This window comes from Stenotrophomonas sp. STEN014, from assembly GCF_056760315.1.
The window spans coordinates 123,718-150,334 of the sequence record NZ_JBRREN010000009.1 but is presented as its reverse complement, the minus strand read 5'-3'; the positions used below and the strand labels follow the sequence as shown (position 1 = coordinate 150,334).

Below are 26,617 nucleotides of genomic sequence, written 5' to 3'. Positions count from 1 at the left end.
TGCGTGTTGGCCGTGACACTCTCGCTGCGCCGGGCTCGTTAGGATGCGGCTTTGAATCTGCGGAATGGCTGATGATCACGGTCCATCATCTGGAGAATTCGCGTTCGCTGCGCGTGCTGTGGATGCTTGAAGAGCTGGGGCTGCCGTACGAGCTGCTGCGCTATGCGCGCGATCCGCAGACATGGCTGGCGCCGCAGGCGTTGTGGGATGTCCATCCGCTGGGCAAGTCGCCGGTGCTGCAGGACGATGCGCTGATCCTGGCCGAGTCCGGCGCGATTCTGGAATATCTGGCTGATCGTTACGACGCGGACCGGCAGCTGTCACCGGCCCCTTTCCCCGCGCAGGCGCCGGAGCGGCTGCGTTATCGCTACTGGTTGCATTACGCCGAGGGTTCGGCGATGCCGCCGTTGCTGATGAGCCTGGTGTTCGCCCGCCTGCGCAAAGCACCGATGCCGTTTTTCGCCCGACCGGTTGCGCGTGCCATCGCCGCCCGGGTGATGAAGACGTATGTTGGCCCGCAGCTCAAGTTGCATCTGGATTGGATGGAGCGGGAGCTGGGGCAATCCAGCTGGTTTGCCGGCGAGCGGTTCACCGCCGCCGATATCCAGATGAGCTTTCCGATCCAGGCTGCGGCCTCGCGTAGTGGAGGATTGCAGGCCTATCCGCGATTGCAGGATTTTCTGGCCCGCATCGCACAGCGTCCGGCCTACCGGCGGGCGGCGGAGCGTGGCGGCAGGCTGGATCTGGCCGCTGGCCGCCGCTGAGGTTGCAGCCAGCGGGTGGCGCCCCCATCTGCAGACGATGAGCACCCACTCCCTGCACTTTGACAACCGCTTCCTGCGCGAGCTTCCCGGCGACAGTGAGGCCGGATCGCGCCGCCGCGAAGTACAGGGAGCGGCCTGGTCGCGGGTCATGCCGACCCCGGTCGCCGCGCCGCAGTTGCTGGCGTGTTCGGCCGAGGTGGTGGGATTGCTTGGCTTTGATACGGCCGAGGTCGGCAGCCAGGCGTTCGCCGAGGTGTTTGCCGGCAACGCACTGTATGAGGGCATGCAGCCTTGGGCGGCGAACTATGGCGGGCACCAGTTCGGCAACTGGGCCGGCCAGCTGGGCGACGGGCGGGCGATTTCGCTGGGCGAGCTGGTGGCCGATGGACGGCGCTGGGAGCTGCAGCTCAAGGGCGCCGGACCGACGCCGTATTCGCGCGGCGCCGATGGTCGTGCGGTGCTGCGCTCCTCGGTCCGCGAGTTCCTGTGTTCGGAGGCCATGCATCATCTGGGGGTGCCGACCACCCGGGCGTTGAGCCTGGTGGCGACCGGTGAGCCGGTGGTGCGCGACATGTTCTACGACGGTCATCCGCGCCCTGAGCCGGGGGCGGTGGTCTGCCGGGTGGCGCCGTCGTTCGTCCGTTTCGGGACGTTCGAGCTGCCGGCCTCGCGTGGCGATACGGCGTTGCTGCGGCAATTGGCCGATTTCTGCATTGCCCGTGATTTTCCCGAGCTGAGCGGCACCGGTCAGCCGCGTTACGCGGATTGGTTCATGCAGGTGTGCACGCGCACCGCGGTGATGGTCGCGCACTGGCTGCGGGTCGGCTTCGTGCACGGGGTGATGAACACCGACAACATGTCCATCCTTGGTCTGACTCTGGACTACGGCCCTTACGGCTGGGTGGAGGACTACGACCCTGACTGGACGCCCAATACCACCGATGCGCAGGGCCGCCGCTACCGTTTCGGCACGCAGATGCAGGTGGCGTACTGGAATCTGGTGCGGCTGGCGCAGGCGCTGGGGCCACTGTTTGATGAGGTGGCGCCGTTGCAGGCGGGGCTGGATGCCTTCGGTGAGCGTTATGCGGCCGAAGAGCGGGCGCATCTGGTCGCCAAGCTGGGGCTGGGGGAGTTCCGCGATGGCGACGAGCTGCTGATGGCGCAGTTCCGCCAGTTGCTGCATGCCGGGCAGATGGACATGACGCTGGCGTTCCGGGCGCTGGCGGAGGTGGATCCGGCCGCCCCTGCGCTGGCGCCGCTGGAGGAGGCGTTCTATTCGTCCCAGGCGCGCGCGCATGTGCTGCCCGCATTGGAGGACTGGCTGCGCCGGCATGGCCAGCGGGTGCTGGCCGGCGGCCCGCCGATGGCCGAGCGTCGCCGCCTGATGCAGTCGGCCAATCCGCGCTATGTGCTGCGCAACTGGCTGGCGCAGGAGGCCATCGACCTTGCCGAACAGGGCGATCTGGCCGGTATCACGGAGCTGCTGGAAGTGATGCGGCATCCTTATGACGAGCAGCCCGGTCGCGAGGCCTATGCCCGCCGGCGCCCGGAATGGGCGCGCGAACGCGCCGGTTGCTCGATGCTCTCCTGCAGTTCCTGAACCCCTTTTCCCTGGATTGTTATGACCTCTGCCTATCCCGAATGGAGTCGCGCGATCCGCGACGTCGCCGATTTCCCCAAGCCGGGCATCCTGTTCAAGGACATCCTCCCGTTGCTGGGTGATGGTGCCTGCTTGCGTGCGGCCGTCCAGGCCATGGCCGCGCCGTGGCGTGACGCCGGTCTGCATGCGGTGCTGGGTGTGGAGGCGCGCGGTTTCATTCTCGGCACCGCGCTGGCCCTGGAGCTTGGGGTGGGCTTTGTGCCGGTGCGCAAGCCCGGCAAGCTGCCGGGTGCGACGTTGAAGCAGGAATACGCGCTGGAATACGGCACCGATCGCATCGAGGTCAGCGTCGGCGCCACGCCGCCGGGCGCGCGGGTGCTGCTGGTGGACGACGTGCTGGCTACCGGGGGCACCTTGTTTGCCGCCTTGCAGCTGGCGGCCCTGCTCGAGGCCCAGGTTGTCGGTGGCGCGGTACTGGTGGAGCTGGACGGCCTGGGCGGCCGTCAGCGCTGGCCTGACGGTTTGCCGCTGACCGCTACGCTGGTCTACTGAACACCTTGTCCCTGTCTGCGGAGTTCCCGATGCCGACCTTGCGTGAGCTGCTGTCTTGCTTTGACGTAGAAGAAGGGCTGCTGCTCCCCGACAGTTGGCGCCAGGGACGTACCGCCTACGGCGGCATTGTCAGCGCGTTGGGTGTCGCGGCGGCGATGCAACGCCACGCCGGCGCGTTGCCGCTGTTGCGCTCGATGCAGGTGACCTTCATCGGTCCGGCCGCTGGCCTGCTGCGCTTCATGCCGACGGTGCTGCGTGAGGGCAGGTCGGTGGTGAATGTCGGGGTGGATGTGTACGCGGACGAGGACGAGGCCCTGGCGGCACGCTTGTCGCTGGTGTTCGGCCGCGCCCGCGAAAGCGCGATTGCGCATGATTTCGGTGGCGAGCTGCCGGCCCGGGGGCCTGGTGCGTACCGCGATTTGGATATGGCGGCGATGCCGTTCGCGCCAGCGTTTACCCGGAACTTCCAGATGCGTCCTGCCGGAGGCGCCATGCCGGTATCGGGCGCGGAAATTCCGGAGTTGCTGACCTGGGTCCGCCATCGCGATGCCACCGGGGTCGACCCTGCCTTGGCGCTGATTGCGATGGGCGATGCGATGCCGCCGGCCGCGTTCACCGGCTTCACCGTCGCCGCGCCGATCAGCTCGATCACCTGGAATGCCGAACTCCTGGATCCGGCGCCACAGGGCGAATGGTTCCTGCTGCGCTCCTTCAGCCAGCATGCGCGCGAGGGTTACTCGTCGCAGGACATGCAGGTCTGGGATGAACAGGGGCGGGTGGTGATGCGTGGCCGGCAGAGTGTGGCGGTGTTTGCCTGATGCGCGCCGCGCGGGTGTCGGGTGGACTGGCGTTGCTGCTGGCGCTGCTTGGCTGGAGTGCGTGGTTCGCCGTCTGCAACAGGTATGAATTCGCTCCGCCGTTGGACCCGCTGGCGTTTGCCTGTGGCTGGCTGCTCAGCGCGATACTGGCAGGGCGTGTGCTGCGCCGCGTCGCCTGGCCGTTATTTGCGCAGGCCAGTTGCATCGGTATGTACCTGCTGCTGATCCACCGTGGCATGGGCGAGGGGGCGGCGCAGGTGCTGTTTCTGGCGGCCAGCGTGGCGGTCGTTGCGGCGGCGTTTCGGACGACGACTCGCGTGTCCGATGCCTGAAGCAGGTTCGGCACCTGTGCTGGACGTCGCCAGCGGTCAGTGCGCTCGATACAAATGCCGGCAACATCGGGCCGATGCCTTGACGGCCAATACCCCTGCCGGGTGCGGCGGCGCCAAGGGTGGGCGAATCTGCTGCAAACCGTACACACCACATGCCACGGAAATTCCGTGGCATGTGTATCACCCGGCAATGCTGGAAGAGCGGGTGTCGGGCCGGGAACAGACGTGCGCGCCCGGACGCCCCGGTGCCTGTTTACATCTTGCGTACGCGGAAACGCTTGCCTTTGATCTTGCCGGCTTCCAGCCGCGCTACGGCGTTGTTGGCCTGCTCGCGGGTGATGGCGACGTAGGATCGTGTGGCGAAAATGTCGATCTTTCCGATCGCCCTGGCTGACAGCCCGGCCTCCCCGGTCAGCGCACCCAGGATGTCACCGGCGCGCAGCTTGTCGGTCTTGCCGCCGTCGATGCGCAGCGTGGTCATCGCCGCCTGCGGCAGCTGTGCCGGGCGGGCGGTGGCCAGGGGTGTCTTCTGCCAGTTCAGCGCATTGCCCTGCGCCGTTTCCAGCGCGTCGGCGCGGCTGCGCTCGCGGCCGGTGACCAGGCTTAGCGCAAGCCCGCTGCGACCGGCGCGACCGGTACGGCCGACGCGGTGCTGGTAGGTGTCGATATCGGTCGGCAGCTCGTAGTTGACCACGGCTGCCAGGTCTTCCACGTCCAGTCCGCGGGCGGCCACATCGCTGGCGACGAGTACGTTGCAGCTGCGGTTGGAGAACTGCAGCAGCACTTCGTCGCGGTCACGCTGTTCCATGTCGCCATGCAGCGCGAGCGCGGAGAAGCCGAACTGGCGCAGCGAGTTGGCTACCTCGTCCACGTCCTTGCGGGTGTTGCAGAACACCACCGCCGATTCGGGCGTGTACTTGAGCAGCAGGCCGGCCAGCGCCTTCTGCTTGCTGGACAGCTCGGTTTCGAAGAACAGCTGGTGGATGGACGGCGCCTCGGTCTGGCCGTCGATGGTGACCTCGACCGGCTCGTTGAGCAGCGCCCGGGCCAGCTCGCGGATCGATTCGGGGAACGTGGCCGAGAACAGCAGGCTCTGGCGTTCCTTGTGGGTGCGCCCGGCGATCTCGCGGATCGGCTCCTCAAAGCCCATGTCCAGCATGCGATCGGCCTCATCCAGCACGAAGCAGCGCACCTGGCCCAGGTTCAGCGCGCGCTTGCGGGCCAGCTCCTGGATGCGTCCGGGCGTACCGACCACCACATGCGGGTGATGGACTTCCAGCGAGGCCAGCTGCGGTGCCAGCGGCATGCCGCCGGTCAGCACCAGCAGCTTGAGGTTGGGAATGCCGGTGGCCAGCTTGCGCAGCTGCTTGCCGACCTGGTCGGCCAGTTCGCGGGTCGGGCACAGCACCAGCGCCTGCACCCGCAGGGTGGCCGGATCGAGCCGGTGCAGCAGGCCCAGACCAAAGGCGGCGGTCTTGCCGCTGCCGGTCGGGGCCTGGGCGATCACATCGCGGCCTTCCAGGATCGGCGGCAGGCTCTGCGCCTGTACCGGGGTCATCGTGGTGTAGCCCAGCGCGTCGATGCCGGGTGCGAGTGCCGGGGACAGCGGCAGGGAGGAGAAGTCGGTCATGCCGCATTTTCGCAGATGCCGCATGACCGTGCCTGCCGCCGTGCATTCAGAGCAGGGCACCGATACCCAGGTTGATCGCCATGCCGCCGGCCAGCAGCCAGACAAACAGCAGCGCGGCCAGCAGCATCGGCTTGGCGCCGGCCTGGCGCAGGGCCGAAACGTGGGTGGTCAGGCCCAGCGCGGCCATCGCCATCGCCAGCAGCGCGGTGTCCAGTTCGACCAGCAGGCCGACCAGCGGTGCGGGTAGCAGCTGCAGCGAGTTGAACGCGACCATGCCGACGAAGCCGAAGGCGAACCAGGGGATGGCGATCTTCGAACGCTGCCCCTTGGCGGCGCCCTTGCCACGGGCCAGCAGCGCCGACAGGCCAACCAGGAACGGCGCCAGCATCATCACCCGCACCATCTTGGCGATAACCGCGGCATCGCCAGCCTCGGGGCTGATCGCGCGGCCGGCCGCCACCACCTGCGCCACTTCATGCACGGTGGAGCCGGTGAAGATGCCGAAACCGGTTTCATCCAGCGGCATCCAGCCCGCGCCCAGGCCCCACTGGTAGATCGCCGGGTACAGGAACATCGCCACGGTGCCGAACACCACCACCGTGGCCACCGCCACGGCGACCTGCTCGGCGCGGCCTTTGACCACCGGCTCGGCCGCCATCACCGCCGCCGCACCGCAGATCGAGCTGCCGGCGCCGATCAGCAGCGCCTGGTTGCGGTCCATGCCCAGCACTCGGGTACCCAGCCACCAGGCCAGGGCGAAGGTCGAGCACAGCACCAGCGCATCGATCAGTACGCCGGCGGTACCGACCTGGCCGATGTCCTGCAAGGTCAGGCGCAGGCCGTAGAGGATGATGCCGGCGCGCAGCAGGGTGGACTTGGAAAAGCCCACGCCAGTGGCGGTACGCGGCGCGATGCGACCGTAGATCGAGTTGCCCAGCACGATGCCGATCACGATGGCCAGGGTCAGGGCGCTGATGCCGTGGCTCTGTATCCACGGCAATGTGCCCAGCCAGATCGACAACGCGGCCACGGCCGCTGTCAGTACCAAGCCGGGGATACGTGAAGAGGCGGGAGTGTTCATAACGGTCGGTTATCAGGAGATGGCTCATCTTGATCCAATGAAACCAATCCGTAAAACGGATTATATTTGTAATATCGACCTGATTTTCGGGTGATTCATGCATCTCTCACTGCGCCAGCTGCAGATCTTCACCGCCATCGCCGAGAACGGCACCACCACGGCCGCCGGGGAGAGCATCGGCCTGTCGCAATCCGCCGTGAGTGCCGCCTTGAGTGAGCTGGAGAGCCTGCTGGGGCTGGCATTGTTCGACCGGATCGGCCGCCGGCTGGTGCTCAACGGCCATGGCCGGGCGCTGCTGCCGCAGGCGCATGCCGTGCTGGCCGCGGTGGCCGATATCGAACGGCGCTTCCGCGCCGGCCGTGAAGCCGGAGCGCCGGTACGCTGGCGGCTGGGGGCCAGCACCACGATCGGCAACTACCTCATGCCGGGGCTGATCGCCGATCTGCAGGATGCCAATGAGCAGGCCCATGTCGATCTGAGCATCGGCAACACACGCGAGGTGGCCGCGGCCGTGCAGCAGCTGCAGGTGGACATCGGCCTGATCGAGGGGCCCTGCCATGAGCCGGGGCTGGAGCTGGTGCGCTGGCGTGAGGATGAGCTGGTGATTGTCTACGGCCCGCGGCACCCGCAGGCCGCGGAATGGGCGCAGGGGGCCGGGGAGGTCGCGCTGCGCCAGGCCACCTGGCTGATGCGCGAGCCCGGCTCGGGCACCCGGGAGGCCGCCGAGCAGGCCTTGTTGCCCTATCTGCATGGGTTTGCCGACGTGCTGCAGCTGGGCGGGACCGAGGCCATCAAGCAGGGCGCGGTCGCCGGACTGGGGCTGGCCTGCCTGTCGCGGCACACCGTGGCCGACCTGGTCGCGCTGGGCAAGCTGCAGGTGCTGGCTACGCCATTGCCGCCGCTGACCCGCCAGCTGTGGGCGGTACGGCACCCCGGCAAGCGTGTGCCGGACAGCCTGCGCAGGTTGCTGGCCCTGCCGGATGACGTGTTCAGCGACAGCTGACCGCCTGCAACCCCGGCACTGGCCTTACAATACGCGCATGCCTTTGATTACTTTGCAGAACGTCGACTACAGCGTCGGCGGCCCGTTGTTGCTGGAAAAAGTCGAATTGTCGATCGAGCCGGGTGAGCGTATCGCCCTGATCGGCCGCAACGGCGCCGGCAAATCCACATTGATGAAATTGATTGCCGGCGAGATCAAGCCCGACGACGGCGAGGTGCGCGTGCAACAGGGCGTACGCATCACGCGACTGGAGCAGGAAGTGCCGCATGGCGCGGCCGGCAGTGTGTTCGACGTGGTCGCCGATGGCCTGGGTGAGTTGGGACACTGGCTGGCCGAGTTCCACCGCCTGAGCCATGCCGAGGTGTTCGACGGCGAGGCCATGGGCGATGTGCAGGCCAAGATCGATGCCGCCGACGGCTGGGGGCTGGACCAGCGCGTGGCCGAAACCCTGACCAAGCTGGATCTGGACGGCGACGCCGAATTCGCGCGGCTGTCCGGAGGCATGAAGCGCCGCGTGCTGCTGGCGCGTGCGCTGGTGTCTTCCCCGGACTTGCTGTTGCTGGACGAGCCGACCAACCACCTGGACATTGAAGCCATCGACTGGCTGGAAATGTTCCTCAAGGGCTGGAGCGGCAGCGTGCTGTTCGTCACCCATGACCGCCGCTTCCTGCGCGCGTTGGCCACCCGCATCGTCGAGATCGACCGCGGCCAGGTCACCAGCTGGCCCGGCGACTGGGCCAACTACGAGCGTCGTCGCGAGGAGCGGCTCAACGCGCAGGCGGCCGAGAACGCCCGCTTCGACAAGCTGCTGGCACAGGAGGAAGTGTGGATCCGCCAGGGCATCAAGGCCCGTCGTACCCGTGATGAAGGCCGCGTGCGGCGGCTGAAGGCGATGCGCAACGAGCGCAGCGTGCGGCGCGAGCTGGGCGGCAACGTCCGCATGGAGGCCGCACAGGCCGAGAACTCCGGCAAGAAGGTGATGGAGGCCAAGGATGTGTCCTTCGCCTTCGGCAGCCGCACCATGGTGCGCGATTTCTCCACGGTGATCCTGCGTGGCGACCGGATCGGCTTGATCGGCCCCAACGGCAGCGGCAAGACCACGCTGCTGAAGCTGCTGCTGGGCGAACTGCAGCCGCAGCAGGGCGAGATCCGCCCGGGTACCAATCTGCAGATCGCCTATTTCGACCAGTACCGCGCCACCTTGCGCGAGGACTGGAGCGCGATCGAGAACGTGGCCGAAGGCACCGATTTCGTCGAGTTCAACGGCAAGCGCAAGCACGTTCATGCCTATCTGCAGGATTTCCTGTTCACCCCGGAACGTGCGCGTGCGCCGATCACCCGCCTGTCCGGGGGCGAACGCAACCGGCTGCTGCTGGCCAAGCTGTTCGCGCAGCCGTCCAACCTGCTGGTGATGGACGAACCGACCAACGATCTGGACGTGGAAACCCTGGAGCTGCTGGAAGAGCTGCTGGGCGACTACACCGGCACGCTGCTGCTGGTCAGCCACGACCGTGATTTCATCGACAACGTGGTGACTTCCACGATGGTGATGGAAGGCGATGGTGTGATCGGCGAATACGTCGGCGGTTACAGCGACTGGGTGCGCCAGCGTCCGGCCCCGCCGCCCAGTGCGATGGCGGTGGCCAAGGCCTCGGCGACCGCGGCACCGGCGGTGGTCGCTGCGCCCGTCGCCGCCGAAACGCCGGCCCCGGCCAAACGCAAGCTCAGCTTCAAGGATGCGCGCGAGCTGGAGCAGCTGCCGGCCAGGATCGAGCAGCTGGAAATGGACGTGGAAGGCCTGACCGGTGCGATGAACGATCCGGCGTTCTATACCCGTTCCAGTGCCGAGGTGACCGCACATACGCAGCAGCTGTCCAAGGTGCAGGCCGAGCTGGACGCGTCCTACGCGCGCTGGCAGGAACTGGACAGCTGAGCTGCTTGCCGGGGTTCGCCTCGGTCGCGCATGCTGGCGCCTTCCCTTACAGGTGGGCGCGGGCATGCGCTATGCGGCAACCGGTATTGCACTGATGGTGACGGGCCTGATCGGCTCGGCGCAGGCGGCGGTCAAAGACAGCACGCCGACGGGTTTCACGGTCGAGAACCAGGTGCTGATCCAGGCATCGCCGGCGCAGGTATGGCAGGCGATGACCGCGCAGATCGACCACTGGTGGCCCAAGGACCACAGCTGGTGGGGTGCGGCCTCCACCCTGACGATCGACCCGCGCGCCGGCGGCTGCTTCTGCGAAATCGCCGGCGGCCGGCAGGCGCAGCATCTGCAGGTGGTGTTCGTCGACCCGGGCAAGACCCTGCGCATGAGTGGCGGTCTGGGGCCGATGCAGGCCATGGGCCTGCATGGCGTGGCCGAATGGACGCTGCAGGCCGAGGGCGCGGCGACCCGGGTGAGCTGGCGTTACCGTGCCGGCGGCTATACCCCGGATGACCTGGCGAAACTCGCGCCCGTCGTGGATACGGTGCAGGCGCAGCAGCTGGCCGGTCTGGCCAACTGGCTGCAGCAACCGCACTGAGCCGGCTCAGTCGGCGGTGGGTTCCGTGGATGCTGCGCCGCCATCGGCCAGTTCCAGAAACGCCCAGAACGGAATGTTGTCCTCGGCCCAGCTGGCCGAGGCTTCGGAGAGCACGTCCAGCAGCGTGTCGAAATCCCCGCTGCCGGCTTGACGCAGGTCCTCGGCATCGTTGAAGAGCAGCGCGTAGCCGTTGCCCGGCAGCCAGGACAGGTCGCGCAACGCATCGGACAGCGCATCCCAGTTGCGGCTCCAGCCGGTCGGGAAGTCCAGTTGCGTGCCGATGCGCATCAGCAGCGTGCGCTTGTCGGTACAGGCTTGCAGATCGATCCGGCATACGCGCAGCCCGGCATCGCGCGCGGCGGCAGCCAATCCGCCCAGATCGCCGTCGCCCACGCCAAACACGCCGGCCTGGCTGGCATCGTCCAGCCCCATGTCGAAACCGCTGTCACTCATGGCGCACTCCGGGGGGCGGGGACTTCAAAGCTGCGGAAACTGTCGTAGTGGTCATCGGTGTAATACCAGGCCTCGGGCGGGTCGCCGCCGGTGACGATCCGCCTGGCGCCGCGGTGCTGCAGGCCGGGCGTGTCCACGGTGTATTCGCGGTAATAGCCGCGCGGCCGCTGCGGCAGGCGCTGTTCCCGGTTGCCGAACACGCTGCCGTCCTGCCGGTGTGGATACGGACCGCCGCGCTGGATCAGCGCGATGGTGGCGTGCGCTTCGGAAGGCAGGAAGGCGGGCAAGGCGTCGCGCGCGCGCGGGGCTTGCTGTTCCCCGCTGTCGCCGCCGGTAGCTGTGGCGGGATTGCTCAGTGAAGGGGCGAACTGCGGCGGCGCCGGACGCTGCACTTCGTGCATGCCCCACAGGCCGGCGACCAGCAGGGACAGGGCGACGAACAGAAGAACGGGCTTACGCATCGGCGGGACGGATCAGGTTGCTGCGAAGGGCTTCGATTATCACGTGTGGCGCGGGCTTTTTTTGAACGGAAGCTGCGGCGGCATGCTTTCACCTGGGAATAACAACGGCAGTGCAGGTGTTCCCTATCGGTCGGAATGCTGCAACAGGACAAAGCTTCCTTTACACCGGTCTTGGTAAGTTGCCGCTACCTGCCTACCATTGACCTTGCATCTGCATCGCCCGGCATCGCCGGGCACAGACCCCAGGCACATACCCAAGGAGATTCCTGATGGCCTTTACCCTGCCCAAGCTGCCTTACGCCTACGACGCGCTGGAACCGTACATGGATGCGGCCACCGTGGAGATTCACCACTCCAAGCACCACCAGACCTACGTCAACAACCTCAACGCGCTGCTGGAAGGCACCGAGTACGCGGACCTGCCGATCGACGAGCTGCTGCGCAAGGTCAAGACCCTGCCGGAAAACCTGCAGCAGGGCGTGCGCAACCAGGGCGGCGGCCACGGCAACCACGCGCTGTTCTGGGACGTGATCGCCCCGAACGCCGGCGGCACCCCGGGGGGCGAGCTGGCCAAGGCGATCGACGAGCAGCTGGGCGGCTTTGCCAAGTTCAAGGAAGATTTCACCAAGGCCGCGCTGACCCAGTTCGGCTCGGGCTGGGCGTGGCTGAGTGTCACCGCGGACAAGAAGCTGGTCATCGAGAAGACCGGCAACCAGGAAAGCCCGCTGATGGAAGGCCGTACCCCGGTGCTGACCATCGACGTGTGGGAACACGCCTACTACCTGAAGTTCCAGAACCGCCGCGCCGAGTTCATTGAAACCTTCTACAGCCTGATCAACTGGCAGGAAGTGGAGCGCCGTTACGCCGCTGCGATGGCCTGAGGGCGATCGGCGCCGTCGTGATCGACGGCGCGCGGAGCAGAACGGCCGGGCAGTGATGCCCGGCCGTTTCCGTTTCAGGGAGGGTCCTGTGTAGCGGCGTCGTCAGGCTCGATCAGCCGGACGGTGACCATCAGCCCCAGCGGCCGCGGGTTGGCGGGGCCATCCTCCCCGGAAGTCAGCCGCACCATCTGCTGGGCCACATCCGCGAACCGTCGCACCTGGTAGAGCACATCCATGCCGTGGCCGGATGGCGCACCGGGGATCGCCTCGCTGCGGCGTGCGGCCGGATTCTTGCGTGCGGGCTGGAACCCGGGCAATTGCTCGACCAGCTCACCGGTGGAGGCCGAGAAGTCGCCGACCACCAGCGATGGATACCCGTCACCGGTAGCCGCGATCCAGGTGCGCAGGTCCGCAGCCTGGTGCTCGCGCGCGCTGGCGTCGTCGTTTTCGGGCCGGATCCGTACCAGATAGACGTTCACCGTGTTCGACCCGCGCTGCAGGCGTTGCATGCCGGCGGCGCTGAACTGGTTGGCCCCATGCAGCAGGGTGATGCCATCTTCGACCACGCTGTCGCGACTGAGCAGCACATTGCCCTGGCGCAGCGGCTGGCTTGGCGGATCGGCGGTGATGAAGTCGCAGTTGTATTGCAGGCGGCTGGCCAGCCAGCAGGCGGGATTGGGGACGTCAGGCGACTGCCGCACCTGCTGCACGGCGATCACATCCGGGTGCAGTTCCTGAAGCAGCGCGACAATCCGCTCGCGCTGTTCCGTCCACTGCATCGCCTCGGAAGGCAGGCGCAGAGTGGCCACTTTCAGCGCTGGCGCGGTCGGTTCGGCCGCGCCAGCGAAAGACAGGACAAGCAATCCGAGATAGCCCCAGCGCACCATTGCACAGATTCATTCGAGCGTATTTCATCCTAACGTGCACCGGCGTGGACGGGCTGTGCAGGCCTCAGAACGCGCTGACCTCGCTGCGCATCACCGGATAGAGCTGGTAACGCTCATCCCAGGCGCTGTGGCGGCGGTAGAAGAAGTCCAGTCGCGCGGCGGGATCGGCGGCGAACGCCGGCTCGTCGCGCAGGCGGCGCTCGAACTCGCTGCGCAGTTCCGGATCGGCGTCGAGCATCTGCCGGGCGACCTGTTCGGCGACATAGTCCTCCATGTATTCCTTGCGCTCGAACTGGTTGTTGAACCAGCCCCATTGCAGCAGCGAGTCCGGCGCCTGCGGTTCGAGCAGCGTCATCGCCAGGCGCGCCCTGGGCTGGGCGATCGGCACGAACAGCGAGCCGGCCGGCACGCTGCGTTTTTCCTCCTGCCACTGTCCGCTGACCTGCAGCCGCTGGTGACCTTCCACCGGTTGTGCGGCCGGGGTCGATTTTCCGGCGCGGAAGGTCTGCAGCGGATGTTCCTTGCTGGAGGCGACCGTGCGGAAATCGATGCCGTGCTGGCGCAGCTTGGCGCCTACGGCCTCGGCATGGGCGGCCGGCACGATATAGCCGCCGCGTGGTGCGACCACCTGGACCGACGGGGAGATCGTGTCGCGCATCGGTACGCGCCAGACCTGCGGGGTGGTCTCGTCATAGCGCGTCATCAGCGCGCCGGATACCTCCGAGGGCGTGCGGGTATAGGCATAGCCGAGGAAATCGACGGGATGGGCTTCGGGGCCGGTGGCCCAGGCCAATGGCACCGCGCTGCCGGCCAGCGCGCTGCTGCGGCGGTCGGCGGCCAGGGCCTCGGCACGCCAGCCGGCGCCATGACGGGCGCTCTGTTCCAGCACCGAGACGATGGTGTTGCGGGTCAGCCCGACGCGGACCGGGTAGGTCTTCCACGAATGGGTCTCCACCAGCACGCCGATGCGGTTGCGCAGCTGGAAATAGCCATGGGAAAAGCGCGGCGTCGGCACGCCGTCCTCGAAGCCCGAGGCCGGATCGTCGTTGACCACGAACGAGGGGTAGTACGGCAGCGGCAGCGCGCCCTGCGCGGCCAGATCGGCGATCACCCCGTCGCGCAACGCACGGCCGGTAGAGCGCAACTGCGGATCGCCGGCGTGGACCGGCTCGACCTGGATGGAGATGTCGTGCTGGAACTGGGCGCCATTGGTGGCATGCAGGTCCACGTAGATGAGCGGGTCCCAGCGGTTGACCAGGGCCAGCATCGCCTGCATTTCCGGGGCGTCGGCTTTGACATAGTCGCGGTTGAGATTCAGGTTCTGCGCGGTGGTGCGCCAGCCCATTTCCTCCGGGCCGCGCTGGTTGGGCCGGTTCCAGGCACCGAAGCGCTCATGGCCATCGACATTGAATACCGGCACGAACAGCAGCACCGCCCTGTCCAGCGCGTGGTGGCCGGCCTCACCGTCGAGCAACTGGCGCAGGGCGAGGAAGCCGGCGTCCTTGCCATCGATTTCGCCGGCATGGATGCCGCCCTGGATCAGCACCACCGGCAGCTTGCGCGCGCTGGCGGTTTGCGGATCCAGCGCGCCAGCGGTCGAGGCGATCAGCACCTTCATCGGCCGTCCTTCGGGCGAGGTGCCGAAGTCCTCGCAGCGTACCTGCTGCGGATAGCGCTCTGCGAAGGCGGTGCACAGCGCCAGGACTTCGTCATAGCGGCCGGTGCGCTGGAAGCCGGACTGCTCGGCCAGCGTGCTCAACGGCGTCGCAGGGGCCGCCATTGCCGGCGAGGACAACAACAGGCAGGACAGCAGCAGGCGGGAGACAGTGGGCATGATGGAGCTTCAGGGCCGATGGAAGGGGCATGAAAGCATGCCGGACGCGCAGGGTGTACCTGCCATCCGGCAGATGGCTTTGCGCCACCTCCGCTATGGACGCGCGGGTAACCGGTTGGGTTACGCTTGCAACCTTATGTATCGCAGGATCGCCCCTAGATGACGACCAGTACCGAGGCAGCAATGCCTGATTCCACGGCACGGATGCCCCGCCAGATCGGCTACATCATTGGCAACGAGGCGTGCGAGCGCTTCAGCTTTTACGGGATGCGCAACATCCTGGTGCAGTTCCTGATCACCTCGCTGCTGTTGCAGGAGATCACCTCCGAGGCGCGCGCAGGCGAGGCCAAGGACATCATGCACAGCTTCATGATCGGCGTGTATTTCTTCCCGCTGCTCGGTGGCTGGTTGGCCGACAAGTTCTTCGGCAAGTACCACACCATCCTGTGGTTCAGCCTGATCTACTGTGCCGGCCACGCCTGTCTGGCGCTGTTCGAGGACAGCCGGCAGGGCTTCTTCGTGGGGCTGGGCCTCATCGCGCTCGGCGCCGGTGGCATCAAGCCGCTGGTGGCCTCGTTCATGGGCGACCAGTTCAACCAGAGCAACAAGCATCTGGCCAAGATCGTCTTTGATGCCTTCTACTGGATCATCAATTTCGGCTCGCTGTTCGCCTCGCTGCTGATTCCGCTGGCGCTCAAGAACCTCGGCCCGCAGTGGGCGTTCGGTATCCCGGGCATCCTGATGTTCGTGGCGACCTTCGTGTTCTGGCTGGGCCGCAAGAAGTACGTGCTGGTGCCGCTGCCGCCGAAGGATCCGCATTCCTTCGGAAACGTGGTGCGCACTGCGCTGCTGGCGAAGGTGCCGGGCCATGGGCGCCCGGGGCTGGTCGTGGCGGTGCTGGGCGTGGTGCTGGCGGCGGCGTCGTTCGCGCTGGTGCCGAGTCTGGGCATCGTGATCTGCCTGTGTCTGGCGCTGGTGGCGGTGCTGGCCGGTATCGGCGGCGGCACCATGCTGCAGCTGGAGCGCGCCCGCGGCGTGCATCCGGAAATGGCGGTGGAGGGCGTGCGTTCGGTGCTCAAGGTGCTGGTGATCTTCGCCCTGACCACGCCGTTCTTCTCGCTGTTCGACCAGAAGGCCTCGACCTGGGTGCTGCAGGGCCAGCAGATGAGCATGCCCAGCTGGTTCACCGCCTCGCAGATGCAGGCGCTGAACCCGCTGCTGGTGATGATCCTGATCCCGTTCAACAACCTGGTGCTGTATCCGGCGCTGCGCCGCTTCGGCATCGAGCCGACCGCGCTGCGGCGGATGACCGCCGGTATCGCTTTCAGCGGCCTGGCGTGGATCGTGATCGGCGGTATCCAAGTGGTGATGGACGGCGGCAGCGCGATGTCGATCTTCTGGCAGATCCTGCCGTATGCGCTGCTGACCTTCGGCGAGGTACTGGTTTCGGCCACCGGCCTGGAATTCGCCTACAGCCAGGCGCCGGCCTCGATGAAGGGGGTGGTGATGAGCTTCTGGAACCTGACCACCACCATCGGCAACCTGTGGGTGTTGCTGTCCAACGCGGCGGTGCGCAATGCGGCGGTGACCGACCGCATCGCCACCACTGGGTTGAGCGAGACGGCGTTCCTGATGTTCTTCTTCGCCGGTTTCGCCTTCATCGCGGCGCTGGCCTTCGGCCTGTACGCGCGGCGTTACAGGATGGTCGACAACTACCGGGCGGCATGAGCATGCAAGGACCGATAACCCTGCTTCTGATCGCCATCACCGGCTTGGTGTCGTGGATGGCGTTTTCCAACCGCAAGCTGGCCGACCGGCTGATCCTGTGGCCGCCGGCCATCGACAGGCACAAACAGTACGACCGGCTGGTGACCTACGGCTTCATCCATGCCGATTTCGCCCATCTGATCTTCAACATGGTCACGCTGTTCTTCTTCGGCCGGATGATCGAAGGGCTGATGCTGCGGATCACCGGGCAATGGTGGGTGTATCTGGTGTTCTATCTGCTGGCGCTGGTGGTTTCCATCCTGCCCAGCTACCTGAAGAACCAGAAGAATCCGAATTACCTGAGCCTGGGGGCGTCCGGCGCGGTGTCGGCGGTGCTGTTCGCCTTCATCCTGGTCTCGCCGTGGTCGCTGATCTTCGTGTTCTTCATCCCCGCGCCGGCGATCCTCTATGCCGTGTTCTACGTCGGCTACAGCCTCTGGATGGACAGGAAGGGCGGTGACCGCATCAACCACAGCGCGCATCTGGCCGGCGCCGCGTTCGGGGTGCTGTTCATGCTGTGCATGGAGCCGCGGCTGCTGCAGGTGTTCCTGCAGGAACTGATGAACCCGCGCTTCGGCTGAGTAGCTCAAAACGTCGCCGCACCGGATGGCCGGGGGCGTAGGGAAACGAAAAGGCCGCCCTGGGGCGGCCTTTTCTGTTTGCCTTCTCGCCGGTGGAGTCGTCCTGGTCTGGGCGATTCCGGCGGCAGGAGCGCCTTGGGCGATCAGGCGTTATAGGTGGTGAGCAGGCGCGAATACACTTCGGTATCGATCCTGTCGAACTGCCAGCCTTCGGTTTCGCCGGCGACGGCCAGTTGGAACAGGCCTTCCAGCAGGGTGGCGTCGTGGTCGTTGGCCGGGATGGAACGGTCGAGGTCGTACATGGCGGGCATCTCCGGTTGAGTATGTCGTTTCCTGGAGAGCTGCAAACGCCATGCCAACTGTTGGAGGGCCGAAATGGCCCCCGTTGCCCCGCGTTTTGCGAAGATTGGGGCAGAAAGTGACGCGGTGCGCCCGCACCGCCCCGGCCTTTCACGTCACACCGGTGTTTTTACCGGGCAGAATGGGCCAGCCCTCAAGAGCCTCGCCCATGTCCGATCTCTCCCCGCGCCCGCAGGACGTTGTCCTGGATGCCGCCAACCACCGCTTCGAACTGCTCGTGGACGGCCACGTGGCGGTGCTGGAGTACCGGCTGGAGGAGGGCGGCATGGTCATCACCCATACCGGTGTGCCGGAGGCGATCGGTGGCCGCGGTATCGCCGGGACGCTGACCCGGGCGGCGTTGGATCACGCCCGTGCGCAGGGGTGGAAGGTGATCCCCGCCTGCACCTATGCAGCGGCTTTCATGCGGCGTCATGGAGAATATGCCGACCTGCGCGGATAATCCGCACAGCACGGAGCCCGGCCCCACGTCGCGGCATTTTTGAGGACAGAGAAACGATGAACAGGTTTGGACAGGGAACGTATGCCGCAGCGTTGATGCTGCTGGTACTTGCCGGATGCAAGAACGATGAGCCGGCCACCGCCACGCCCGACACGGCCGTCGCCGAGGTTGCCGATGCAGCTTCCCCGCAGGCGCCTGCCCCGGTGGAGATGCGCGATGTCATCGAGAACACCCCCAGCCATGTCATCGGAATCAGCTACCCGCCGGCCGCGGCCAAGTACCCGGGGCTGGCGGCAGCGCTGGTGGAGTATGCCGAGCATACCCGTGCCGAGCTGCTGAAGGCAGTGGGCGCGCTGGGCAACGACAAGCCGACGGCGCCGTACGAACTGTCGCTGGCCTTCGACATGCTGGTCGATACACCGGCGGTGGTGGCCGTGTCGGCCGAGGGCAGCAGCTATACCGGTGGCGCCCATGGCCAGCCGCTGGTCGCGCGCTTCGTGTGGCTGCCGGAAAAGCAGCAGGCCCTTGCCGCCGAGCAGCTGATCACCGGCGCCAAAGGGTGGCAGGCGATCAGCGAGTACAGTCGGGAAAAGCTGCTGGAGCAGGCCATGGCCCGCGTGCCGGGCGAGGATCTGGACCCGGACGAGCAACAGCGGCAGATCCGTGTCCTTTCCAAGATGATCGATGACGGCACCGGCGCTGAGGCGGTCAATTTCAGCCAGTTCCAGCCGGTGCTCGATGGCGCCGGCAAGATCGGCGCCCTGCGTTTCGTGTTTCCCCCGTATCAGGTAGGACCGTATTCGGACGGTACCCAGAGCGTGGATGTGCCGGCGGCGGTGTTGCTGCCACACGTGGCGGCCGAGTACCGGGGGCTTTTCGCACAGCCGTAGAACCGTGGAGTGCCAGCGATGGATGCAGGGCTGCAACGACGTGTCGAGGCATTGCTGCAGGAGGCGGACGTTATTCCCGGCGGGGATCGGCCGCAGGACATCGATATCCTTGACCCGCGCTTCCACGCGCGGGTGCTGGCCGATGGCTCGCTGGGGCTGGGCGAGAGCTACATGGACGGCTGGTGGGAAGCCCATTCGCTCGATGGCTTCCTGACCCATCTGCTGGACGCGCGTCTGGACGAGCGCGTCCACGGCAGCGGGGAGGTCTGGGACGCACTCAAAGCCAAGCTGTTCAACCTGCAGGTCGGGCAGGGCAGTTACGAAGTGGGCAAGCGCCACTATGACCTGGGCAATGACCTGTACCGGGCCATGCTCGGCAAGCGCCTGGTCTACAGCTGCGGCTACTGGCGCAATGTCGCCAGTCTGGACCAGGCGCAGGAAGCCAAGCTGGACCTGATCTGCCGCAAGCTCGGGCTGCGCCCGGGGATGCGCGTGCTGGATATCGGGTGTGGCTGGGGCGAGGCGCTCAAGTACGCGGCCGAGCGTTATGGCGTGGAGGGGGTGGGCATCACCATCTCGCAGGAGCAGGCCACCTTCGCGCGCGAGCTTTGCGCCGGGCTGCCGGTGGAGATCCGCCTGCAGGACTATCGCGCGCTGGACGAGCGCTTCGACGCGATCCTGTCGGTGGGCATGTTCGAGCACGTCGGCGTCAAGAACTACCGAGGCTATTTCGAAACGGTCCGGCGCTGCCTCGGCGATCAGGGGCTGTTCCTGCTGCACAGCATCGGTACCAACGTCAGTCGCGAGCGCACCGACCGCTGGATCGACAAATACATCTTCCCCAATTCGATGCTGCCCTCGGCCGCACAGATCAGCACGGCCATGGAGGGGCTGTTCGTGCTGGAGGACTGGCACAATTTCGGTATCGATTACGACCGCACCCTGCAGGCGTGGCGCGACAACGTGGAAGCGGCATGGGTGCAGCTCGATCCCCGTTATGACGAGCGGTTCCGGCGCATGTGGCGCTTCTATCTGGCCGCCTCGATGGCGACCTTCCGCACCCGCCACTCACAGTTGTGGCAGCTGGTGCTGTCGCCGCGCGGTGTGCCCGGCGGCTATGTCGCGCCACGCTGACTGCCGCAGGTGGTCAGCAAATGAAAACGCCCGGCATGGCCGGGCGTTTTCATTGCAACAATCGCTGCCGCTTAGTTGGTCGCGGTGCCCGAGCTCAGGCCACGCTTTTCCAGCAGGGGTTCGATCTGCGGCTCATGGCCGGCGAAGTTGCGGAACAGTTCCATCGCATCGACGCTGCCGCCCTTGGACAGCAGGGTCTGGCGGAAACGGTCACCGTTGGCGCGGGTCAGGCCGCCATTCTCGCGGAACCACTTCTGGGTGTTGGCATCCAGCACTTCGGACCAGATGTAGGCGTAGTAGCCGGCCGAATAGCCGCCCATGATGTGGCTGAAGTAGGTGGTGCGGTAGCGCGGCGAGACCGGTGCGTAGTAGATGCCGTCCTTCTCCAGTGCGGCGCGTTCGAAAGCGAGCACATCCTTCGGTGCCGGCACGTCACCCACGCCGATCTGGTGCCAGCTCTGGTCCAGCATCGCCGCGCCCAGGTATTCGGTGGTGGCGAAGCCCTGGTTGAACTTGGCCGCGGCGATCACCTTGTCCAGCAACGCCTGCGGCATGGCTGCGCCGGTTTCATGGTGCTTGGCGTAGTTGGCCAGGATGGTCGGCTCGTCGGACCACATCTCGTTGACCTGCGAGGGGAACTCGACAAAGTCACGCGGCACCGCGGTGCCGGCGAAGTACGGGTACTTCACATTGGAGAACATGCCATGCAGGGCGTGGCCGAACTCGTGGAAAGTGGTGGTCACTTCGTCCCAGGTCAGCAGGGTCGGCTTGCCCGCCGGCGGCTTGGGGATGTTGAGGTGGTTGGCCACCACCGGCAGATCACCACTCAGGCCCGACTGCGAGACGTAGGCGTTCATCCAGGCGCCGCCCCGCTTGGACTGGCGCGCATACGGGTCGAAGATGAAGATCGCCAGCTGGCTGCCGTCTTCGTTGAACACGTCATACACGGTCACATCCGGGTGGTAGACCGGCAGGTCGGTGCGCTGCTTGAAGCTCAGTCCGAACTCCTTGCCGGCGGCGAAGAACACGCCGTCCTCCAGCACCTTGGTCATTTCGAAGTACGGCTTGAGCTGCGATTCGTCGAAGTTGTACTTGGCCTGGCGCACCTTCTCGCTGTAGAACGCCCAGTCCCACGGCTGCAGTTCGAAGGTCGGCTTGCCGGCGGCCTTCTGCTCGGCGTCGATCATCGCCTGCAGGTCGGCGGCTTCGCGCTTGGCGTTGGCCACGGCGGCCGGGGCCAGCTGGCCCAGCATCGCGTTGACCGCTTCCGGGGTCTTGGCGGTCTGGTTGCCCAGCGAGTACGCGGCAAAGTTCGGGAAGCCCATCAGCGCGGCCTTCTCGGCGCGCAGGGTCATGATGCGCGAGACCAGCGCGGTGTTGTCGTACTCGCCGCCGCGGCTGCCGCGCGAGATCGAGGTTTCATAGATCTTCTGGCGCAGTTCGCGGTTGGTCAGGTTGGTCAGCGACGGCTGGCCGGTGGTGTTGAGCAGGGCGATGACGTACTTGCCCTCCAGCTTGCGGGCCTTGGCGGCTTCGGCGGCGGCGGCGATCTGCTCGGCCGACAGGCCGTCGAGCTGCTTGACGTCGTCAACCACGATGAACGAGGCGTTGACCTCGGCCAGCACGTTCTGGCTGAACTTGGTGCCCAGGTTGGCCAGCTCGGCGTTCATGGCCTTGAGCTTGGCCTTGTCGGCCTCGGACAGCTTGGCGCCGGCGCGGACGAAGTTGTCATGGTATTTCTCGACCAGACGCACGCCTTCGGCATCCAGGCCCAGTTTGGCGCGGTTTTTGTAGAGGGTCTCGATACGCGAGAACAGCTTGCCATTGAGGTTGATGGCATCGCTGTGCGCGGCGAACCTGGCCGAATAGTCGGCCTGCAGCTTCTTGCGGGTGTCGTTGGTGTCGGCACCGATCAGCGAGAAGAAGACGGTAGTGGCGCGGTCGAGGATGGCGCCGCTGTTCTCCAGCGCGATCAGGGTGTTTTCAAAGGTCGGAGCGGCCTTGTTGTTGGCGATCGCATCCACTTCCTTGAGCTGCGCGGCCATGCCGGCGTCGAAGGCGGGGGCGAAATCGCTGTCCTTGATCTTGTCGAACTGCGGGTAGTGCAGCGGCAGCGGGCTCTCGGCGAAGAACGGGTTGGCCTGTTCGGCCGACTGGCTGGTCGCGGCGGCAGCGCTGACGCTGTAGGCCGGCAGGGCCAGTCCCAGGGTCGCGGCAAGGGCGAGGGCAAGGCGGGTGGTCAAGGTGATGCTCCGGGAAAATACGAAACCCCGAGGGTAACCCGAGGGGGAGATCGGGGGGAGGTGTCAAAGGGCATGGGGCTGGAAAAGGCCAGATTCGGCGCAGTTCGCCGCTGTCGGGCGTAGGCTTGTCCTCCAGACGCAGGAGTTGTCATGCCCAGTGCTTTTGATTTCCAGACCACCACGCTGGCCGGTGAGCCGTTGGATCTGTCCCGCTTCCGCGGCAAGGTGCTGCTGGTGGTGAATGTGGCCTCGCAATGCGGCTTCACCCCGCAATACGCCGGGCTGGAGCAGCTCTGGCGCCAGTACCGCGAGCACGGATTGGTCGTGCTTGGGTTTCCCTGCGACCAGTTCGGTCACCAGGAGCCGGGCGATGCGGCGCAGATCCAGCGCTTTTGCAGCCTCGATTACGGTGTCAGCTTTCCCCTGTCGGCCAAGGTAAAGGTCAATGGTGCCCAGGCGCATCCGCTGTGGCGCTGGCTGCAGCGGGAAAAACGCGGTGCGCTGGGGATTGCCGCGATCAAGTGGAACTTCAGCAAATTCCTGATCGGCCGGGACGGACAGGTGCGGGCGCGCTATGCGCCCACGGTCCGTCCGGAATCGATCGAAGCCGATATCCGGGCGGCATTGGCCGGCAGAGGGGGCCGCCACAGCGGCGGCTGCTCTTGAGCTCGTCCAGTCCCCCTCTGCGTGGCTTTGCCGGTCTTGCGCTTGCTCCCCACCGGACCAGGAAAGCATAGGACGGGCAACGCGCCAGGGATCGCGGGGCAACGCAGAAAAGGGGATAGGCCCCCCGACCGCGAGCCGTGTCGCCCCTTCGGAGCGCTGGGAAACCCCCTTGCCCCACAAGCAGGCCGCGTCGGCAGACGCTCGGCAGCGACAAGCTGCTTGGCCGGGGAGCGTGTGAATGCCTTGCCCGCGTTTCCGCAGCGGGCATCTGCCAGGATCGCTTTGCGGTGTGCCGCGATGGCGGCATCCCGCGACTCACGCATCGCCGCCACGACCTTTTTCGGAATGCTTCCCCGGGACGGGCTCCTGCCGGGCATTCTCGATTTGCAGCGCCACCCACTGCTGTCCGATGAAGCGGATATGGGAACTGCTCGATCCCATGACCACCCACCCCTGAAAAAAGGCCGGATCGTGATGATCCTGCCTATTCACCATAAAAGGTGCTGGCGTGTCCGTTACGCCATGACGGCGCGTTATTTCTCGACGAACGCGCGCTCGAACACGTAGTGGCCCAGCTGGCCGATGCGCGGCGACACCTGGAAGCCACGGACATCGAGCACGCTGCGCAGGTCGGCCAGCATCTGCGGGCTGCCGCAGATCATGAAGCGGTCGTTGGCCGGGTCCATCGGCGGCAGGCCCAGCGTCTTCTGCATTTGGCCGCTTTCCATCAGCGCGGTCAGGCGGCCATGGTTGCGGAACGGTTCGCGGGTCACGGCCGGGTAGTACAGCAGCTTGTCACGGACGATATCGCCCAGGATCTCGTCTTCGAAGATGCCTTTCTCGAAGTACTCGCGGTAGGCCAGATCCTGCTCGAAGCGCACGCCGTGGGTGAGGATCACCTTGTCGAAGCGCTCGTAGGTTTCCGGGTCCTTGATGATGCTCAGCCATGGCGCCAGACCGGTGCCGGTGCCCAGCAGGTACAGGTGCTTGCCCGGGTGCAGATCGCTGATCAGCAGGGTGCCGGTGGGCTTCTTGCCGACCAGCACCTTGTCGCCGGGCTTGAGGTGCTGCAGGCGCGAGGTCAGCGGGCCGTCCTGGACCTTGATGCTGAAGAAATGCAGCTGTTCTTCCCAGTTCGCACTGGCGATGGAATAGGCGCGCATCAGCGGGCGGCCGCCTTCGTTTTCCAGGCCGATCATCACGAACTGGCCGTTCTCGAAGCGGAAACCGGCATCGCGGGTGGTGGAGAAGCTGAAATAGGCGTCCGTCCAGTGACGGACTTCAAGCACCGTTTCGGTGCCAAAAGCGGAAGACATACCGTTTCTTTATCTTGGATCGGAGTTAGCCGGCCCATTCTAGCAAAATGAGAGCGCCTCTCATTAACCATGGCTGCGCGGGCCTCAGCGGTAGCCGGCGGCCTGCAGTTCAAACAGTTCGGCGTAGCGGCCGTCTTCGGCCATCAGCTGCGCGTGGGTGCCGCTGGCCTCGATCCGGCCATCGGCCAGCACTAGGATGCGGTCGGCCATGCGCACGCTGGAAAAGCGGTGGGAGATCAGCACCGCGGTGCGGTTGTCGGACAGCTCCTTGAAGCGCTGGAACACCTCGAACTCGGCCCGCGCATCCAGTGCCGCGGTCGGCTCGTCGAGGATCATCACCTGTGCATCGCGCATGTAGGCGCGGGCGATGGCGATCTTCTGCCACTGGCCGCCGGACAGGTCCACGCCGGTCTTGAAACGGCGTCCGATCAGTTGCGCGTAGCCTGCGGGCAGACGTTCGATGACTTCGTCGGCCAGTGCCCGGTGCGCGGCATCGCGGATCCGCGCCTGGTCATCCATCGCCTCGACCAGGCCGACGCCGATGTTCTCGCCGGCACTGAGGTGGTAGCGCACGAAGTCTTGGAAGATCACCCCCATGTTGGCGCGCAGGTCGTCCAGGTCGTAATCGCGCAGGTCGCGGCCGTCGAGCAGGATGCGCCCCTCGTCCGGGTCGTACAGCCGCGCCAGCAGCTTGACCAGGGTGGTTTTGCCGGCGCCGTTCTCGCCCACCAGCGCGATCACTTCGCCGGCGCGCAGATGGAAATCCAGATGCCGCACCGCCCAGCGCTCGGCGTCGGGATAGCGGAAGCCCACGTTCTCGAACACGAAGCCCTCGCGGATCGGGCGCGGCACCGCTATCGCATCCGGACAGGAACGGATCTCCGGCTCGATGGCGAAGAACGAGAACAGGTCATCCAGATACATGGCCTGGCTGGCCACCTGCGAGAAACCGATCAGCAAGCCTTCCAGCAACTGCCGCAGACGCTGGAAGCTGCCGGCCAGAAAGGTGAGATCGCCAATGGAGAAATCACCACGCACGGTACGCCAGGCGATGTAGCCGTAGGCGGCGTAGTAGCCCAGCGTGCCCAGCGCCGCCAGCAGCGTGCCCCAGACCGCGCGTCTGCGTGCCAGCCGCCGGTTGGCCAGATAGAACTTGTTGGCCAGCGTGCGATAGCGCTCGATCAGGAAGCGGTGCAGGTTGAAGATCTTCACCTCCTTGGCCGTGTCCACGCTGGCACCGGTCTGGCGCAGGTACTCCAGCTGGCGGCGTTCCGGCGTCCACTGGAAGTTCAGCGAATAGCCCATCGCATTGAAGTGCGATTCGCCGATGAACGCCGGTATCAGCGCCACCGCCAGCAGTGCGATCAGCCATGGCGCGTAGACCACCAGGCCGACCGCCAGGCTGGTCACGGTGATGGCGTCCTGCAGCTGGCCGAACAGCTGGCTCATCAGGTTCATCCGGCCCATGGTCTGGCGCCGCGCACGGTCGAGCTTGTCCTGCACGTCGGGGTCTTCGAAATCCTCCAGGTCGAGTTCGGCGGCATGCTCCATCAGGCGGATGCTGCTGGCGTTGGTGAACAGTTCCGAGAGCAGGCCGTCGGCATAGCCCACCAGCCGGCCGAGCAGGTCCGAGCCGATCGCCAGCGCCAGTTCGATGCCCAGCAATACCAGCAGGTGGCCCAGCAAACCGCTCGCCAGCGCCTGGTCCAGCGGCGGGAACGTGCCCGGCAGACCGGCCAGCCTTACCGCCTCATCGATGATCAGTTTGCCGACATAGAGCATCGATACCGGCACTAGCGAGCGCACCAGCCGCAGCCCCAGGCTGGCCAGGGTCAGGCGCGGGCTGGTCTGCCAGATCATCCGCAGGAACGGCGGCAGGTTGCGCATGGCGCGGAACCGCTCGCGCAGTTTCAACGGGGCGGCGGTAGGTGTCGGGGGCGGCATGGGCGGCGTAGGGCGGCGAAATGACTCCGGGGTATCTCATTGTGCCGGGCGCGATCGGGTACGCGGAGCCCGGCGCGCGGCTCAGCGCTCCGGATCCGTATCCTGTTCCTGCTCAAGCCCGGCGAGCCTGCCGATCTCCTGCCCGTCCGGGTTGTCGCGCACGGCCTGGCCGGGCGCGCCGAAGGAGTGCTCGCCGGAGTCCACATGCAAGGTGCTGCGGACCTCGCGCACGCCGTCAATCGCGCCGACCAGCTGTTCCACCTCGTGTCTGGTCTGGTGGTCGGGGACATCGCCGCGGAGGGCGACGCATCCGTCCTGGACCTGGACCAGCACCTGTGAGGCACGGCCATGCTGGCCGAGGCTGCGGACGACATCATCACCAATCAGGGTGTCGGAGCGGGGAGCGGACATGAGCGGCTTCCTGTTGCGAGGGGGCTCCACCATGGCCCCGCA

Annotated in this window: 26 protein-coding genes; 15 read left to right on the top strand and 11 right to left on the bottom strand. The window is 66.2% G+C overall.

Translation table 11 applies throughout. The annotated features are described in order from the left end of the window. The first annotated feature begins 71 nt into the window (after positions 1-71). The 5 genes from ACVOMC_RS13120 to ACVOMC_RS13100 are packed head-to-tail and all read left to right on the top strand — an operon-like array spanning position 72 to position 4,066. The gene (locus ACVOMC_RS13120; RefSeq protein ID WP_054659639.1) at positions 72-764 is read left to right on the top strand and encodes a glutathione S-transferase; all 693 of its coding nucleotides are present in this window, start codon (positions 72-74) and stop codon (positions 762-764) included. 37 nt (positions 765-801) lie between these two features. Then, a complete protein-coding gene (locus tag ACVOMC_RS13115; RefSeq protein WP_481524304.1) occupies positions 802-2,364 on the top strand; it encodes a protein adenylyltransferase SelO in 1,563 nt (520 codons plus the stop codon). A gap of 21 nt (positions 2,365-2,385) precedes the next feature. Then, on the top strand, positions 2,386-2,916 hold the full coding sequence (locus ACVOMC_RS13110) for an adenine phosphoribosyltransferase (protein WP_054660453.1): 531 nt from the start codon (positions 2,386-2,388) through the stop codon (positions 2,914-2,916). 29 nt (positions 2,917-2,945) lie between these two features. Then, complete coding sequence (locus ACVOMC_RS13105; RefSeq protein ID WP_481524303.1) at positions 2,946-3,734, top strand: thioesterase family protein; 789 nt, start codon at positions 2,946-2,948, stop codon at positions 3,732-3,734. Then, entirely contained in the window at positions 3,734-4,066 is a 333-nt protein-coding gene (locus ACVOMC_RS13100; RefSeq protein WP_054660457.1) for a hypothetical protein, read from the top strand. Before ACVOMC_RS13105 ends, ACVOMC_RS13100 begins: the two co-directional genes overlap by 1 nt. A gap of 253 nt (positions 4,067-4,319) precedes the next feature. Here the strand turns inward: ACVOMC_RS13100 and dbpA are convergent, their stop codons facing one another. Together dbpA and ACVOMC_RS13090 are read right to left on the bottom strand one after the other, a co-directional pair. After that, complete coding sequence (gene dbpA / locus ACVOMC_RS13095) at positions 4,320-5,696, bottom strand: ATP-dependent RNA helicase DbpA (RefSeq protein WP_057506003.1); 1,377 nt, start codon at positions 5,694-5,696, stop codon at positions 4,320-4,322. Positions 5,697-5,742: 46 nt separating this feature from the next. Next, positions 5,743-6,777: a YeiH family protein gene (locus tag ACVOMC_RS13090; RefSeq protein WP_481524302.1), complete on the bottom strand. Its 1,035-nt coding sequence runs from the start codon at positions 6,775-6,777 to the stop codon at positions 5,743-5,745. A 97-nt stretch (positions 6,778-6,874) separates the two neighbouring features. On the opposite strand from ACVOMC_RS13090, the gene ACVOMC_RS13085 reads away from it, so the two are divergent. The 3 genes from ACVOMC_RS13085 to ACVOMC_RS13075 all read left to right on the top strand — a co-directional run bounded on the left by ACVOMC_RS13085 (position 6,875) and on the right by ACVOMC_RS13075 (position 10,305). Continuing rightward, positions 6,875-7,780 (top strand): LysR family transcriptional regulator, encoded by a 906-nt coding sequence (locus tag ACVOMC_RS13085; RefSeq protein WP_481524301.1) that lies wholly within the window; start codon positions 6,875-6,877, stop codon positions 7,778-7,780. Positions 7,781-7,817: 37 nt separating this feature from the next. Then, positions 7,818-9,713: an ATP-binding cassette domain-containing protein gene (locus ACVOMC_RS13080; protein WP_481524300.1), complete on the top strand. Its 1,896-nt coding sequence runs from the start codon at positions 7,818-7,820 to the stop codon at positions 9,711-9,713. Positions 9,714-9,777: 64 nt separating this feature from the next. Then, on the top strand, positions 9,778-10,305 hold the full coding sequence (locus ACVOMC_RS13075; RefSeq protein ID WP_481524299.1) for an SRPBCC family protein: 528 nt from the start codon (positions 9,778-9,780) through the stop codon (positions 10,303-10,305). 6 nt (positions 10,306-10,311) lie between these two features. On the opposite strand, the gene ACVOMC_RS13070 is transcribed toward ACVOMC_RS13075, so the two are convergent. Further along, positions 10,312-10,758 carry a barstar family protein gene (locus tag ACVOMC_RS13070; protein WP_481524298.1) on the bottom strand — a complete coding sequence of 149 codons (447 nt, stop codon included), beginning with the start codon at positions 10,756-10,758 and terminating at the stop codon, positions 10,312-10,314. Beyond that, positions 10,755-11,219: a guanyl-specific ribonuclease gene (locus tag ACVOMC_RS13065; protein ID WP_481524297.1), complete on the bottom strand. Its 465-nt coding sequence runs from the start codon at positions 11,217-11,219 to the stop codon at positions 10,755-10,757. The genes ACVOMC_RS13070 and ACVOMC_RS13065 overlap by 4 nt, the downstream gene beginning before the upstream one ends. A gap of 269 nt (positions 11,220-11,488) precedes the next feature. Here ACVOMC_RS13065 and ACVOMC_RS13060 point away from each other — a divergent pair, with 269 nt between their 5' ends. Beyond that, positions 11,489-12,100: a superoxide dismutase gene (locus ACVOMC_RS13060; protein WP_054659749.1), complete on the top strand. Its 612-nt coding sequence runs from the start codon at positions 11,489-11,491 to the stop codon at positions 12,098-12,100. A gap of 74 nt (positions 12,101-12,174) precedes the next feature. On the opposite strand, the gene ACVOMC_RS13055 is transcribed toward ACVOMC_RS13060, so the two are convergent. Both ACVOMC_RS13055 and ACVOMC_RS13050 read right to left on the bottom strand, forming a co-directional pair. Further along, a complete protein-coding gene (locus ACVOMC_RS13055) occupies positions 12,175-12,987 on the bottom strand; it encodes an endonuclease/exonuclease/phosphatase family protein (RefSeq protein ID WP_481524296.1) in 813 nt (270 codons plus the stop codon). A gap of 64 nt (positions 12,988-13,051) precedes the next feature. Continuing rightward, positions 13,052-14,821: a M14 family metallopeptidase gene (locus tag ACVOMC_RS13050; RefSeq protein WP_481524295.1), complete on the bottom strand. Its 1,770-nt coding sequence runs from the start codon at positions 14,819-14,821 to the stop codon at positions 13,052-13,054. A gap of 159 nt (positions 14,822-14,980) precedes the next feature. Between ACVOMC_RS13050 and ACVOMC_RS13045 the strand changes: the two genes are divergently transcribed. Both ACVOMC_RS13045 and ACVOMC_RS13040 read left to right on the top strand, forming a co-directional pair. Then, the gene (locus ACVOMC_RS13045) at positions 14,981-16,549 is read left to right on the top strand and encodes a POT-type proton-dependent oligopeptide transporter (protein WP_054657912.1); all 1,569 of its coding nucleotides are present in this window, start codon (positions 14,981-14,983) and stop codon (positions 16,547-16,549) included. Between the two features lie 2 nt (positions 16,550-16,551). Continuing rightward, on the top strand, positions 16,552-17,169 hold the full coding sequence (locus ACVOMC_RS13040; RefSeq protein ID WP_089153133.1) for a rhomboid family intramembrane serine protease: 618 nt from the start codon (positions 16,552-16,554) through the stop codon (positions 17,167-17,169). A gap of 143 nt (positions 17,170-17,312) precedes the next feature. On the opposite strand, the gene ACVOMC_RS13035 is transcribed toward ACVOMC_RS13040, so the two are convergent. Further along, positions 17,313-17,471 carry a hypothetical protein gene (locus ACVOMC_RS13035; RefSeq protein WP_172675043.1) on the bottom strand — a complete coding sequence of 53 codons (159 nt, stop codon included), beginning with the start codon at positions 17,469-17,471 and terminating at the stop codon, positions 17,313-17,315. Between the two features lie 206 nt (positions 17,472-17,677). Here ACVOMC_RS13035 and ACVOMC_RS13030 point away from each other — a divergent pair, with 206 nt between their 5' ends. Genes ACVOMC_RS13030 through cfa form a run of 3 tightly spaced genes read left to right on the top strand, consistent with a single transcriptional unit; the run spans position 17,678 to position 19,995 of the window. Continuing rightward, positions 17,678-17,971, top strand: a complete 294-nt coding sequence (locus ACVOMC_RS13030) for a GNAT family N-acetyltransferase (RefSeq protein ID WP_054657916.1) — start codon at positions 17,678-17,680, stop codon at positions 17,969-17,971. Between the two features lie 56 nt (positions 17,972-18,027). After that, a complete protein-coding gene (locus ACVOMC_RS13025) occupies positions 18,028-18,861 on the top strand; it encodes a DUF3298 and DUF4163 domain-containing protein (RefSeq protein WP_054657918.1) in 834 nt (277 codons plus the stop codon). Positions 18,862-18,879: 18 nt separating this feature from the next. After that, the gene (gene cfa, locus ACVOMC_RS13020; protein ID WP_481524294.1) at positions 18,880-19,995 is read left to right on the top strand and encodes a cyclopropane fatty acyl phospholipid synthase; all 1,116 of its coding nucleotides are present in this window, start codon (positions 18,880-18,882) and stop codon (positions 19,993-19,995) included. Positions 19,996-20,066: 71 nt separating this feature from the next. On the opposite strand, the gene ACVOMC_RS13015 is transcribed toward cfa, so the two are convergent. Beyond that, a complete protein-coding gene (locus ACVOMC_RS13015) occupies positions 20,067-22,238 on the bottom strand; it encodes a M3 family metallopeptidase (RefSeq protein ID WP_481524293.1) in 2,172 nt (723 codons plus the stop codon). Between the two features lie 150 nt (positions 22,239-22,388). On the opposite strand from ACVOMC_RS13015, the gene ACVOMC_RS13010 reads away from it, so the two are divergent. Continuing rightward, complete coding sequence (locus tag ACVOMC_RS13010) at positions 22,389-22,904, top strand: glutathione peroxidase (protein WP_481524292.1); 516 nt, start codon at positions 22,389-22,391, stop codon at positions 22,902-22,904. Positions 22,905-23,437: 533 nt separating this feature from the next. Here the strand turns inward: ACVOMC_RS13010 and ACVOMC_RS13005 are convergent. The 3 genes from ACVOMC_RS13005 to ACVOMC_RS12995 all read right to left on the bottom strand — a co-directional run bounded on the left by ACVOMC_RS13005 (position 23,438) and on the right by ACVOMC_RS12995 (position 26,575). After that, positions 23,438-24,220: a ferredoxin--NADP reductase gene (locus tag ACVOMC_RS13005; RefSeq protein ID WP_481524291.1), complete on the bottom strand. Its 783-nt coding sequence runs from the start codon at positions 24,218-24,220 to the stop codon at positions 23,438-23,440. An 84-nt stretch (positions 24,221-24,304) separates the two neighbouring features. Beyond that, complete coding sequence (locus tag ACVOMC_RS13000) at positions 24,305-26,164, bottom strand: ABC transporter ATP-binding protein (protein ID WP_481524290.1); 1,860 nt, start codon at positions 26,162-26,164, stop codon at positions 24,305-24,307. Between the two features lie 81 nt (positions 26,165-26,245). After that, positions 26,246-26,575 (bottom strand): BON domain-containing protein, encoded by a 330-nt coding sequence (locus tag ACVOMC_RS12995; RefSeq protein ID WP_481524289.1) that lies wholly within the window; start codon positions 26,573-26,575, stop codon positions 26,246-26,248. Positions 26,576-26,617 lie beyond the last annotated feature (42 nt).